The following is a 13,227-nucleotide window of genomic DNA, read 5'->3' on the forward strand; positions in this document are numbered from 1 at the left end:
CTCCCGTCCCCAGGAGCTCCCCGTGACGATCACCTCTCCCCACCTCGGCAGTTCGAAGGCGTGGACCGACGCCCAACTGCTGTTCGCGCTGGAAGAGGTGGTGGAGAAGGAACTCAACCGTCATCTCAAGGTCGCCAAGGACTGGATGCCGCACGAGTACGTCCCGTTCTCCGACGGCCGGAACTTCCCCGGCGTCTTCGAGGACGGCGAGGCCTGGGCGGCGGACCAGTCCAAGGTCACCGACATCGGCAAGATCGCCCTCGTGGTGAACCTCCTCACCGAGGACAACCTCCCCAGCTACCACCACGAGATCGCCTCCCTCTTCGGCCGCGACGGCGCGTGGGGCACCTGGGTGCACCGCTGGACCGCCGAGGAGGGCCGCCACGGCATCGTGATGCGCGACTATCTGCTCACCTCGCGCGCCGTGGACCCGGACAAGCTGGAGCAGTTCCGCATGGCGCACATGGCGGAGGGCTTCGAGTCGGACAACCGGCACTCGATGCTGCACTCCGTCGCGTACGTCGCCTTCCAGGAGCTGGCCACCCGCGTCTCGCACCGCAACACGGGCCACCAGTCCGGCGACCCGGTCTGCGACCGGATGCTGGCCCGGATCGCGACCGACGAGAACCTCCACATGGTCTTCTACCGCAATCTCCTGGGCGCCGCCTTCGAGCTGGCCCCGGACCTGACCATGCAGGCCGTGCGCGACGTCGTCGTCAACTTCCGGATGCCCGGGCACGGCATGCCCGGCTTCGAGCGGGCCGCCGCGCAGATGGCGATCGGCGAGATCTACAACATGCGCATCCACCACGACGACGTGATCCAGCCCGTGCTGCGCTTCCTGAAGGTCATGGACATCGACGGGCTCGGCCCGGAGGGTGCGCAGGCGCAGGAGGAGCTCGGTCTGTACATGGGCGGGCTGGACAGCGAGGCGTCGAAGTTCGACGAGAAGCTCGCCGCACGCAAGGCCCGGATGGCGGCGCGCGGCCGCGCCTGACCCCTCCACCTCCACCGTCCCGGGCGCTCCGGTGCGCGCCCCGGGGCGGTCAGCCCCGGGCGCGTCCTTCTCTGCGCAGCCGCTCGCGCTCCTTCTCCGACAGTCCGCCCCAGACGCCGAACCGCTCGTCGTTGGCGAGGGCGTACTCCAGGCAGGCCAGCCGTCCTTCGCAGGCGTTGCAGAGCTGCTTGGCCTCACGGGTCGAACTGCCCGGGGCCGGGAAGAAGAACTCGGGCCCGGCCTGCGCGCACAACGCGGTCTCCTGCCAGGCGAGTGCGTCGTCGGTCACGGTGTTGATCAGCATGGGGCACACGCTGCCCGGTGGCGATAAACAACCGATCAACGATTCATCAATCCGGCGATGCCGTCCCGCTGGTGGGTGCCGCCTCGGCGCTACTGCCGCGGTTCGGGCTTCATGACCGCGAAGACCGCCCCGTACGGGTCGGCGACGTTGGCCATCTTGCCGACGCCGGGCACCTCCATGGCGGCCAGGGTCTCCGTGCCGCCGAGCCGCTTCGCCTCGGCCACCGTCGCGTCGACGTCGGTCACGGCGAAGTACGGCAGCCAGTGGGGTCCTCGGGCGGCCTCGGACGGAACGTCGCCCATCCGGACCAGACCGCCGAAGGACGCGTCCGGGCCGGCGCCGGCCGGGTGGACCGTGGTGTACGTGTAGTCGGAGCCCTCCACCTTCATCTCGTCGGTCCCCCAGCCGAAGACGCCGGCGAAGAACGCGGCCGCCGCCGGGACGTCGGGGGTGTAGAGCTCGGCCCAGAGGAACGCGTTCGGCTCCTGGATCACGCCGAAGCCGGGGTGCTCCTTCGGCTGCCACACCCCGAAGTACGCGCCGGCCGGGTCCGTGAAGCCGCCCATGCGGCCGAAGTCGAGGACGTCCATCGGCTCGAACGCGGCGCTGCCGCCCGCCTCGGTGACCGCCCGGGCGGTGGCGTCGACATCGGGCGACTTGAACGACACCGACCAGGCGCTCGGCGCCTCCTCCTCGGAGACCGTCATCACCCCGCCGACGTACCGCCCGTCGAGGGTGAGCATCCCGTAGCCCCCCACCTCGGGGCCGCCGGGGGTCAGGTCCCAGCCGAACAGCCCCCGGTAGAAGGCGGTGGCCCCGTCGAGATCGGGGGTGCCGAGATCGACCCAGTTGGGTGCTCCGTCGAGGAAGGTGGGGCTGATCATGGCGTGCTCCTCAGTCGGTCCGGGGGTCCTGCTCGTCGTGTACGGCCGGGTGGTTCCTTCCGTTCCGAGTCTTGCACCGGGCACCGGTCACCGCAGTCCGTGCGGGGCCGGCCGGGGCGCGGTCCACCGGCGGTGGTCGCGTCCGCCGTGCGGCCCAGGGTAGGCAGCGTGTGCCCGCCGGGACGAAGCGTTGGACCGGCGCGTCGCGCGGCGGCCGGGGCGGAGCGGAGCGGACGGTCCGGGCCGGGAGTGGCGGCGGGGCGTGGCACGATGGCGGGAGGCCGGCAGGCCTGAGGAGCGGGGCCCCGGGGCCGGGTGGGACACCCCTCGGGAACAGAAGGACGTACATGAACCAGAGCGGGGCGGCGGGCGGCTCGGCCGACGGAGCACTCGCGCGCGGAGCTGCCGGAAGCCCGGTGCCGGCCGGCGGCGCGGCTCGTGAGCTGCTCGCACGGGCGGGACGGCTGCTGGAGAGCGCCCGTGCCGTGCCGGCGGACCGGGCGAACGCCGTGGCGGCCGTACGGGCCGTGCTCGATCCGCTCCTCGACTCCCTGGTGGGGCAGGAGCTGGCCCACATCCCCGTCTCCCGGCTCAAGGACGTCACGGAGGGGCGGCTGCGGCTCGGGGCGCTGGAGCAGGCCGGGCTCGCCACGGTCGGGCAGGTCCACGGCACGGACCGTTACGAGCTCCGGCAGATCCCCGGGGTGGGGGCGCACACCGCCGACCAGGCGCTGGCCGCCGCCGCGCAGATCGCCCACGCGGTGCGCGACACCGTCTCGGTGCGGATCGACGTGGACGTCCCGGACGAAACGAGCACCGCGCTGGTGATCGCCCTGCACCGGCTGGTCGTGGCCGGTGCGGACGCGCGGCGCGCGGTGGACGCGGCCCGTCGGCTGGCCGAACTGCTGGGCCCTCCGCTGGAGACGGCCGCGCCGGGCGGGAGCCGGCTGCGGATGCTGTTCGCCGGGCGGCGGTCCCGGGCCCGGGTGCGGGAGGCACTCGACGCGGTGCGGTCGGCCGTGGCGGACGCGGCGCACCGGGAGCTGCCGGTGCTCTTCGCGCAGGCGTCGGCCGATCTGTTGCGCTCGCCGGCGTCGCCCGCCGAGGCCTGGGTGGACTTCGAGCTGCGGTCCGCCGAGTACTACAGCCTGCTCGCCGAGCTGTCGGGCAGCGGCCCCGACCGGGATGCCGCCGAAGGGTTCCTGCCCGCCGGGATCGCGGACCGGGTCCGGGCGCTGCGGCTCGACGACACCCGGCTGCGGGTGTCCCTGCGCGGCTACCAGGCGTTCGGGGCACGCTTCGCGGTGGCGCAGAAACGGGTGATCATCGGGGACGAGATGGGCCTCGGCAAGACCGTCCAGGCCATCGCGGCCCTCGCCCACCTCGCCGCCCGGGGCGAGACCCACTTCATCGTGGTGTGCCCGGCGAGCGTGCTGATCAACTGGACCCGGGAGATCCGGGCCCGCTCCACGCTGCGCGCCGTTCCGGTGCACGGGGCGGAGCGGGTCGCGGCGTTCGCGGACTGGCGTGAGGCGGGCGGGGTGGCGGTGACCACCTTCGACGGGCTGCATCTGCTGCCCGAGGGGGCGGCGGCCGAGGTGCGGCCCGGGATGCTGGTGGTCGACGAGGCCCACTTCGTGAAGAACCCCGAGGCCCGCCGGTCCCGGGCGGTGGCGGGGTGGACGGAGCAGGTGGAGCGGGTGCTGTTCCTGACGGGCACCCCGATGGAGAACCGGGTGGAGGAGTTCCGCAGTCTGGTACGCCAACTGCGCCCCGAACTCGCGCCGTCGGTGAGCACGACGCACGGCGCGGCCGGTTCGCGGGCCTTCCGCCGCGCCGTCGCCCCCGCCTATCTGCGCCGCAACCAGGTGGACGTGCTGGCCGAACTCCCGGCGCTGGTCCAGGTGGACGAGTGGGAGGAGTTCGGGGCCGAGGACCGGCGGGCCTACGGCGAGGCGGTCGCCTCCGGGCTGTTCATGCGGATGCGCCGGGCCGCCTACGCCGTGCCCGCGACCTCCGCCAAGCTGGAGCGGCTGCGCGAACTGGTCGACGAGGCCCGGGACAACGGCCTGAAGGTGGTCGTCTTCTCCTACTTCCGCGAGGTCCTCGCGGCGGTCGGCGACGCCCTGGGGCCGGACGTCTTCGGACCGCTCTCCGGGAGCGTCCCGCCGGCCCGGCGGCAGGAGCTGGTGGACGCCTTCTCCTCGGTGGAGGGGCACGCCGTGCTGCTGAGCCAGATCCAGGCGGGCGGCACCGGGCTGAACATGCAGGCCGCCTCCGTGGTCATCCTCTGCGAGCCGCAGATCAAGCCCACGCTGGAGCACCAGGCCGTCGCCCGCGCGCACCGGATGGGGCAGGTGCGCACGGTCCAGGTGCACCGGCTGCTGGCCACCGACAGTGTCGACCAGCGTCTGGTGGAGCTGCTGGCCCGCAAGGACCGGCTCTTCGACGCCTACGCCCGGCGCAGCGATCTCGCGGAGACCACCCCGGACGCGATGGACGTCTCCGACTCCGAGCTGGCCCGGCGCATCGTGGAGGAGGAGCAGCGGCGGCTGGCGGGCGGCACGGACAGGGCGTGACCGGGCCCGCCTCCTCCGCGGCCTCCGTGACGTGCCGGGCCCGGGACAGCCGGCGTCCGTGACGGCCGGGCTCCGTGACAGCCGGGCTCCGTGACAGCCGGAGTCCGTGACGGCCGGGCTCCGTGACAGCCGGAGTCCGTGACGGCCGGGCTCCGTGACGTGCGAGCCCCATGACGTACGAGCCGCGAGGCGGACGGGGTCGGTGACGGGCAGGGTCAGTGCTGGTGCTCCCCCGCGGCCGCCCCGGAATCCTTCGCGGCGGCCTTCTCCGCGCTCTTCTTCCCGGCCCTGTCGCCCGTGCTCCCGCCCGCCTTCTCCCCGGTCTCCTTCTCCGTTCCGCCGGCCGTGTGGTGGTGGGGTTCGTAGCCCGGGATCGTGCCGTCCGGCTTCTTGATCAACAGGAGTCCCGCCATCCCCATGTCGGAGTGGCTCTGGACGTGGCAGTGGTACATCCACGCGCCCGCACCCACGCGTTCACCCGCGATGATCTGGAGGCCGAAGGAGTCGGCGGGGCCGCAGATCTTGTTGTCGATCACCCGGCTGGGGTCATCGGGGCCGGTCAGCAGACCGGTGCGGTTGTCGGCCCAGCGGTGACCGTGGATATGGAAGGTGTGGTAGTACTCGCCGTGCGTGATCATCACGAATTCGAGCCGGTCCCCCACCGTGGCCTCGAAGTTGACGCTGTTGTGGGCCGTCTTGTTGTTGATCATCATGTCGTTGAAGACGACCGTGCAGGTCTGGTCGGGCAGGATGTCGCCCTTGCGGCGGACCACGACCGGCCCGTAGAGCCCCTTGCGGATGCCCCCGGTGCCGTGGTCCGTGCCGACGACGTGGTCGTGGTAGTGCCAGTAGCCCGCGCTGCCCGGCTCCCAGGTGCCGTCCTTGCGGACGCCCGGGGCGTGGGTGCGCCAGGTGTAGGTCCGGGTGCCGCCGGGCTCGACGTGGCTCCTGTTCATCCGCGTGCCGTCGTTGGCGATGTCGTAGTCCACACCGTGCACATGGAGGCTGGCGTCCCCATCGGTGAGGTTCTCGAACTCGATGTGGACCGTGTCGCCCTCGTTCAGCTCGATGAGGGGGCCGGGGATCGATGCCTTGCCCTTCTCAAAGCCGTAGCCCAGCTCGCCGTTCGGCAACTTCTCGGCGTACATCTTCAGCCGGCGTGTGACACCGCCCGCCGGCGCCGTGCGCGCCGGCTTCTCTGCCGAGCTTGCCTCCACCGCCCCGAGCGACAACGATGTCACCCCCGTCGCGGCCACCGCCGCGCCACCGGCCAGCATCCGTCGGCTGAAAGTCCTTCGGTCCATGTCGAACTCCCCACTGCGATAAGGAAACCGGCGAGGCCGCCGGGACGGAACAGGGCTCACGGGACCCCGGGACGGGCCACACCGTAGCCGGGGCCACTCCGTTTATCCACACTCAGGACAAAGTTCGTGCGATTGCTGCCGTAGCTATTGGCGGACCGCGGAAAGAGGTCTAGCTTCGTGCGCTGTCGCAGGGAATCAAGAGCCAGTGCACCCACGGCTCCTGACGATCAGTGAGCAAGCCACAGTCACCGAGAGATGCAGTGACCACAGAGGGGTGAGTGACCACATGCAGCGCGCATCACATCACCGGTCCAGATCACGACGCGGCCTCGCGGCGGCCGTGGCGGCCGGTGCCCTGACCGTGTCCATGCTGGGCAGCGGCGGCCCGGCCAGCGCGGACACATCGCCGGATCGGGCCCTGGTGGAAAGGATGGCGACAACGTTGTCGCTACCGTCTCCGCCGGGGGCCCGGAGCCAGGTGAAGGTGCTGGTGTTCCATGCCTCGGCGGGTGAGGAGGCCCCGTACACCGACGCCGGGATCGCGGCGATCGAGAGGATCGGGCTCACCGGCCCGGAGGCCCAGCGGTTCACCACCGTGGCCACCGCCGACCCCAAGGTCTTCACCAACGGCAAGCGGCTCGGCTCCTTCCACGCCGTCGTCTTCCTCACCGGCGGGGGCGATGTCCTCGACCCGGAGCAGGAGGCGGGCCTGGAGGCGTACATGGAGGCGGGCGGCGGCTTCCTCGGCATCCATGACGCGGCGCGCACCGAGCCGTACTCCGACTGGTTCACCGGTCTGGTCGGGGCCCGGCCGGCGGCGAACAGCCCGGCGTCCGTACAGCGGGCGACCGTCGAGATCGGGGACCGGGTCCACCCGGCCACCAAGAGCCTGCCGCTGGAGTGGAAGCGCCCCGACAAGTGGCTGAACTGGACGAAGAACCCGTCCGGAGACGTCCACACCGTGGCGCGCGTGCGGGAGTTGACGTACAAGCCGGGTGAGAGCGCCAACGGGTGGGACCACCCGGTCTCCTGGTGCCGCGACTACGACGGCGGGCGGTCCTTCTACACGGCGATGGGCGGTACGGCGAACAGCTTCGCCGAGACCGACTTCCGCGACCACCTGCGCGGTGCGCTGTCCTGGACGAACCGGACGTCACAGGCCGACTGCAAGGCGACGATCACCTCCAACTACACCGCCGAGCGGGTCACCCAGCCCAACCAGCCGGGCCAGAACGACCAGATCGGCGAGCCGCACGGACTGGTGACCGCACCGGACGGGCGGGTCTTCTACATCGGGCGCGGCGGGGCCGACAGCTCGCAGCCGGTCGTCACCGACTGGGCCGACCCGGACATCGGCAAGGGCAAGGGGGAGATCCACGTCTACGACCCGAAGACCGGAAAGGTCGCCCTGGCGGGTGCGCTGGACGTCTTCGGCAACAAGGGCGGGGGCGACGAGCTGGTCAAGAACGAGGAGGGGTTGCTCGGCATCGAGCTGGACCCCGGCTTCGCGTCCAACGGCTGGGTCTATCTGCACTACACCCCGCACGCGAAGATCGACCGCGACCGGCGCATGGCGACCCGTCAGGTCTCCCGCTTCACCTTCGACTCCGCGACCGGCAAGCTGGATCTCGCCTCGGAGAAGGTGCTGCTCGGCTGGCCCGTGCAGATCAACAGCTGCTGCCACGCGGGCGGCGGCATGGCGTGGGACTCGAAGGACAACCTGTACATCGCGACCGGCGACAACAACTCCTCCGGTTTCAGCGACGGTTACTCCGGCAACAACCCGCAGCCGAACTACAAGGGCGTCTCCTTCGCCGACGCGCGCCGCACGGCCGGCAACACCAACAACCTCAACGGGAAGATCCTGCGGATCCACCCCGAGGACGACGGCACGTACACCCTGCCGTCCGGCAACCTCTTCACCGGCGAGGAGCCGGACGAGGGCGGCGGCAAGACGCGCGGCGAGATCTATGTGATGGGCGTGCGCAACCCGGCCCGCATCTCGATCGACCCGGCGACGGACACGCTGTACGCGGGCTGGGTCGGCCCCGACGCGGGCGCCCCGTCGACCACCTGGGGCCCGGCGAAGTACGACACGTTCGCCGCGATCACCAAGGCGGGCAACCACGGCTGGCCGTACTGCATGGGCAACAACCAGCCCTACCGGGACCGCAATCTGCCGGACCCGTCGAAGCCGCTGGGCTGGTACGACTGCAACGCCCCGAAGAACGAGTCGCCGAACAACGACGGCCTGGTCAAGCTGCCGCCGGTGACCCCGAACACCATCTGGTACTCCCCGCAGGGCGGTGGGGTCGACTACCCGCGCGACGGGAACGGCATACCGAGCTACAAGGCGGAGGAGGGCAAGGAGCTGCTGCCCTGGCTCAAGGGCGGCGGCCAGGCCACGATGAACGGCCCGGTCTACCGGTACGACGCGCGGAGCGAGTCCACCGCGAAGTGGCCGGCCTACTGGGACGGCAAGTGGTTCGTCGGTGACTTCTACGACGGCGCACAGCCCCGGCACGCCGTGCTCACCGACCCGAGGACGGCCGGCAAGGGCGGGCTCCCCACGCACGCCGAGTCGTTGAAGAAGATCATCCCGGTCGGGGCGGACGGCATCCGCAACCTGATGGACTGGAAGTTCGCACCCGACGGGTCGCTGTACGTCCTGGACTACGGGCGCGGATTCTTCACCTCCGACTCCAAGTCCGCGCTGTGGCGCGTGTCGTACAAGGGCGGCGGCGCGACGCCGGCCGCCGCGGATCTCGTGGACAAGGCGGCGGTGAAGTGAGAGCACGTCCCTACCTCGCACGCAGGCGGCATCGTCCGCCGAGCTTCTGGGTGGCCCTGCTGGCCTCCCTCCTGATGGTCCTCGGGCTGACCTCGACGGCCGCGTACGGCAAGGGCGGTGACGGTCCCGGGGCGAGCGCCGCCGACCAGGTGCTGACCTGGACCGCGGGCGACCCGATCGACCGCTATCTGTCCGCGCCGAAGACGGCGGTGGCGGGCAGGGCGACGATCGTCTTCGAGAACAGCACGGCGACCGGCAACACGACGAGCATGCCGCACACGCTCACGTTCAGCGTGTCGGACCCGGAGTTCAACAACGACGTCCAGCTGAACATCCTGGCCAATCCCGGTGACTCCGAGGGCGGGAAGCACAGCGTGGAGGTCACGCTGTCGCCCGGCCGGTACTTCTACCACTGCACGATCCCCGGGCACGGCCAGATGCAGGGCATCCTGACCGTCACCGAGGGCAGCGGCGAGGACACCGAGGCCCCGTCGACCTCGGCGAAGGTCGACGGCGACCGGAACGGCGACGGCGCGTACATCGGCCAGGCGACGGTGACCGTCGAGGCCACCGACGCGGGGTCCGGCGTCGACACCGTCGAGTACGCGCTCGGCGCGGACGGCGAGTGGCAGCCGTACACCGCACCGGTCGTGGTGAACGAGGTCGGCGACCACACGGTCCGCTACCGGGCCACCGACAAGGCGGGCAACGCGGCCGGGGAGAAGTCCGTCGACTTCGCGGTGGCGGCCCCGCCGACCGACGACGAGACGCCGCCGGAGACCTCGGCGACCGTCTCCGGCGAGAAGGACGACGCGGGGGCGTACCTGGGCATGGCCACGGTCACCGTGACCGCCTCCGACACCGGGTCCGGCGTGAACACCATCGAGTACGCGCTCGGCACGGACGGCGCGTGGCAGCCCTACACCGCTCCGGTGATGGTCCACGAGCTGGGCGAGCACACCGTCCGCTACCGGGCCACCGACCGGTCGGGCAATGTCGCGGACGAGAAGTCCGTCGACTTCACCGTGGTCGAGCCGCCCTCGCAGGACCGGACGGCTCCGGAGACCTCGGTGACGGTCGAGGGCGACAAGAACAGCGACGGCGCGTTCATCACCAGCGCCAGGGCCACCGTCTCCGCGACCGACGACGACTCGGGCGTGGACAAGGTGGAGTACAGCCTCGACGGCGGACCGTACCTCGCGTACACCGCCCCGGTGATCGTGGACCGGGTCGGCTACCACTCCATCTCCCATCGGGCCACGGACAAGGCGGGCAACACCTCCGAGGCGAAGAGGGTGTCGTTCACCGTCGCCCAGGGAGGCGGGGTCCCCGCGCCGAACTGCGCGGAGTTCGACGAGCGGCACACCGTCTTCGTCGGCACGATCGACACGGGCGTCCCGAACCGGATCACCCGGAACCGCTGCACGATCAACGAGCTGATCGAGGACGAGAAGGACTGGTCCTCCCACGCGCTGTTCCTCAAGCACGTGACGTCGGTGCTCGACAGGCTGAAGGCCGACGGTGTCATCGACCAGCGGGAGCGCAGGGCGATCTACCGGGCCGCCAAGCAGTCGGGCATCGGAAAGCCGGGCCAGGTCGAGGGCTACACCAAGCTCTTCGACGGCACGGCGGCCTCGCTCGCCAAGTGGGAGCACGTGGGCGGCGGCAAGTTCGAGCTGAACGAGGAGGAGGGCTCCATCACCAGCTCCACCACGGTGGACGGGATGGGCATGCTGTGGCTGCCGAACCGGGCCTACGGCGACTACTCGCTCAAGCTTCAGTGGCGGGACGACGCCCCGGGCTCGGGGAACGCCAACGGCGGGGTCTTCGTCCGCTTCCCGAAGGTGCACGACCACCCGGAGGAGTCGCGTCCGGAGTGGGTCGCCATCAAGTACGGCCATGAGATCCAGGTCAACGACCGGCCGGACGGCGACATGTACAAGACCGGTTCGGTGTACGGCTTCGACCGGGTGGGGCTCGGCGGCGCCGGGGTCACGCCCAAGGGCACCTGGAACGACTACGAGATCAAGGTGGTCGACCAGCACTACGAGATCTACCGCAACGGTGTCCTGATCAACGAGTTCGAGAACAACCGCGGTCAGCTCTTCGAGCCGCCGCGGGGCGACGACCCGGGCACCGACGGCCGGCGGTTCGCCTCCGGTTACATCGGGCTCCAGGTGCACGGTGTCACGGACGTCATCTCGTACCGCGACATCCGCATCAAGGAGCTGTAGACCCGCGGGGAAGAGCCTCAGGTGGCCGCGGCCGCATGCTCCGGTGTGCGGGCGCGGCCACCCGGGTGCCGGTGCCGCCACACCCAGAAGACCGTGCAGGAGACCAGCGCCCAGGCGGCGAGGACCAGGTACGGGAAGACGAACTGGTGGCCCTGGTAGTACACGGCGGTGTGCTGGGCGTTGACCGAGGCCCCCGGCGGCAGCCAGCGGCCGATGTGGCCGAGCGCGGACGGCAGCAGCGGCCAGGACACCGCCCCGCCGGACGACGGGTTGCCGAGCAGCACCATCACCCCCCAGGTGGGGATCATGGCCCACCGGCCCATCAGGGTGTTGAACATGGTGAAGACCATGCCGGAGGTGAACATGGTGAACGCCAGGATCAGCCAGGACTGGACGAACGGCAGGTCCACCGCCCCGAGCCACCAGTCCACGGCCGCCGCGATGGCGAAGCCGCCGAGCAGGGCGTAGGCGGCGGTGAAGGCGATGCGCTCGGCCGGGTTCAGGCCGTGGGCGTGCACGCTGAGCTGGATCGCGCCGAGGAAGCCCATGATCACGGCGGCCAGCGAGATGTAGAACAGGGCGAGCCCGCGCGGGTCGCCCTTCTGGAGCGGTTTGACGTCCCGGACGGTGACCTCGACGCCGGTGGCGTCCCCCACCTCGATCCCCGCCTTGGCGATCAGCTCGGCCACCGAGGCGCCCGAGGCTCCGGCCACGTCGAGCGCCACCCCGTCGTCGGAGGCGCGGACGATGGTGAAGACCTTCTGCTCGTCCAGGGCGCGGCGGGCGTCGGCGACGTCCGGATAGTCGTGGAGCTCGAGCGAGGCGTCGAGGGCCTTCTCCATCCCGGCGACGAACGCCTCGCCGCGCTCCACCTCCGGCTGGGTGACCAGGGCCGCCGGGATGCGGTGCGGGGTGGGGTTGGCCATCGCGTACGTGTAGGAGCCGGCGAAGAGACCGGCCGCGGCGGCGACGATCAGGACGAGGACGGTCGCGGGCAGGAAGGGGCTGTTCTTGTACGCCTCCCAGCGCTCGCGGAGGGTGCGCGGCCGCCCGTGCGCGCCGTGCCCCTCGCTGCTCGAACTCACGTCGTCCCGCCGCCGTCGTCATCGTGGCGGGCGCGGCTGGGCTGGACGCGCTTCGGTTCGCCGGGCATCTTCGGGTACTCCGGCGGGTAGGGCAGGTCGCCGAGCCCGCGCTCCCTCTCGTCCCGGTCGGCCAGCTCCAGCAGCCCGTCGAGCCGGAACGCCTCCTGGTCCATGTCGGCGTGGACGTCGCCGAGTTCGGCGTACCGCCCCGGCATGGTGCTCAGGTCGAAGTCGCGGGGTTCGGCGTCGTCGATCTCCTCCCAGCGCAGCGGTGCGGAGACCGGGGCGTGCGGGAAGGGGCGTACGGAGTAGGCGGAGGCGATGGTGCGGTCGCGGGCGGTCTGGTTGAAGTCGACGAAGATCCGCTCGCCGCGCTCCTCCTTCCACCATGCGGTCGTCACCCGCTCGGGCATCCGCCGCTCCAGCTCGCGCCCGGCGGCGATGGCGGCGCGCCGCACCTCGACGAAGGTCCAGGCGGGCTCGATGGGCACGAAGACATGCATCCCGCGCCCGCCGGAGGTCTTGGGCCAGCCGCGTACGCCGTGGTCCTCCAGGACGGAGCGCAGCTCGTGGGCGGCGGTGACGGCGTCGGCGTAGTCGGTGCCGGGCTGCGGGTCCAGGTCGATGCGCAGCTCGTCCGGGTGGTCGGTGTCCCCGGCCCGCACCGGCCAGGGGTGGAAGGTGAGGGTGCCGAGGTTGGCGGCCCAGATCACCGCGGCGAGCTCGGTCGGGCAGATCTCGTCGGCGGGGCGGCCGCTGGGGAAGGCGACGCGGGCGGTGGGGATCCATTCGGGGAGGTTCTTCGGGGCGCGCTTCTGGTAGAAGAAGTCGCCCTCGACCCCGTCCACGAAGCGCTGGAGCGTGGTCGGCCGGTGGTTCAGGGCTCGCGTGATCCCGGGGCCGACGGCCAGGAAGTATTCAGCCACGTCCCTCTTGGTGTAACCCTTCTCGGGGAAGTACACCTTGTCCGGGTTGGACAGCCTCACGGCCCGTCCGCCCGCGTCCAACTCCACCGCTGATCCCATGTCGGCCACCGTAGGCCGCTCGCA

General features: G+C 71.2%; 9 protein-coding genes. 4 read left to right on the top strand and 5 right to left on the bottom strand.

Features of this window, described 5'->3' with window-relative positions; translation table 11 throughout:
- Positions 1–22 precede the first annotated feature (22 nt).
- Positions 23–997 carry an acyl-ACP desaturase gene (locus tag IE145_RS19630; protein ID WP_189526632.1) on the top strand — a complete coding sequence of 325 codons (975 nt, stop codon included), beginning with the start codon at positions 23–25 and terminating at the stop codon, positions 995–997.
- Positions 998–1,046: 49 nt separating this feature from the next.
- On the opposite strand, the gene IE145_RS19635 is transcribed toward IE145_RS19630, so the two are convergent.
- A complete protein-coding gene (locus IE145_RS19635) occupies positions 1,047–1,301 on the bottom strand; it encodes a WhiB family transcriptional regulator (RefSeq protein WP_189526633.1) in 255 nt (84 codons plus the stop codon).
- An 89-nt stretch (positions 1,302–1,390) separates the two neighbouring features.
- A complete protein-coding gene (locus tag IE145_RS19640) occupies positions 1,391–2,185 on the bottom strand; it encodes a VOC family protein (RefSeq protein ID WP_189526636.1) in 795 nt (264 codons plus the stop codon).
- A 347-nt stretch (positions 2,186–2,532) separates the two neighbouring features.
- On the opposite strand from IE145_RS19640, the gene IE145_RS19645 reads away from it, so the two are divergent.
- Positions 2,533–4,764, top strand: coding sequence for a DEAD/DEAH box helicase (locus tag IE145_RS19645; RefSeq protein ID WP_189526637.1), 2,232 nt, complete (start codon positions 2,533–2,535; stop codon positions 4,762–4,764).
- A gap of 215 nt (positions 4,765–4,979) precedes the next feature.
- Here IE145_RS19645 and IE145_RS19650 read toward each other — a convergent pair whose 3' ends face one another.
- Complete coding sequence (locus tag IE145_RS19650; protein WP_189526639.1) at positions 4,980–6,068, bottom strand: multicopper oxidase domain-containing protein; 1,089 nt, start codon at positions 6,066–6,068, stop codon at positions 4,980–4,982.
- A 340-nt stretch (positions 6,069–6,408) separates the two neighbouring features.
- Between IE145_RS19650 and IE145_RS19655 the strand changes: the two genes are divergently transcribed.
- Both IE145_RS19655 and IE145_RS19660 read left to right on the top strand, forming a co-directional pair.
- Positions 6,409–8,859: a ThuA domain-containing protein gene (locus IE145_RS19655; protein ID WP_189526719.1), complete on the top strand. Its 2,451-nt coding sequence runs from the start codon at positions 6,409–6,411 to the stop codon at positions 8,857–8,859.
- 74 nt (positions 8,860–8,933) lie between these two features.
- Positions 8,934–11,093: an OmpL47-type beta-barrel domain-containing protein gene (locus tag IE145_RS19660; protein WP_229825685.1), complete on the top strand. Its 2,160-nt coding sequence runs from the start codon at positions 8,934–8,936 to the stop codon at positions 11,091–11,093.
- Positions 11,094–11,110: 17 nt separating this feature from the next.
- On the opposite strand, the gene IE145_RS19665 is transcribed toward IE145_RS19660, so the two are convergent.
- Positions 11,111–12,178 carry an ABC-2 transporter permease gene (locus tag IE145_RS19665; RefSeq protein ID WP_189526641.1) on the bottom strand — a complete coding sequence of 356 codons (1,068 nt, stop codon included), beginning with the start codon at positions 12,176–12,178 and terminating at the stop codon, positions 11,111–11,113.
- Positions 12,175–13,203: a non-homologous end-joining DNA ligase gene (gene ligD, locus IE145_RS19670; RefSeq protein ID WP_229825677.1), complete on the bottom strand. Its 1,029-nt coding sequence runs from the start codon at positions 13,201–13,203 to the stop codon at positions 12,175–12,177. Before ligD ends, IE145_RS19665 begins: the two co-directional genes overlap by 4 nt.
- Positions 13,204–13,227: the final 24 nt, after the last annotated feature.

Origin of the sequence: Streptomyces sindenensis (assembly GCF_014649035.1) — a bacterium.
Taxonomy (GTDB): domain Bacteria; phylum Actinomycetota; class Actinomycetes; order Streptomycetales; family Streptomycetaceae; genus Streptomyces; species Streptomyces sindenensis.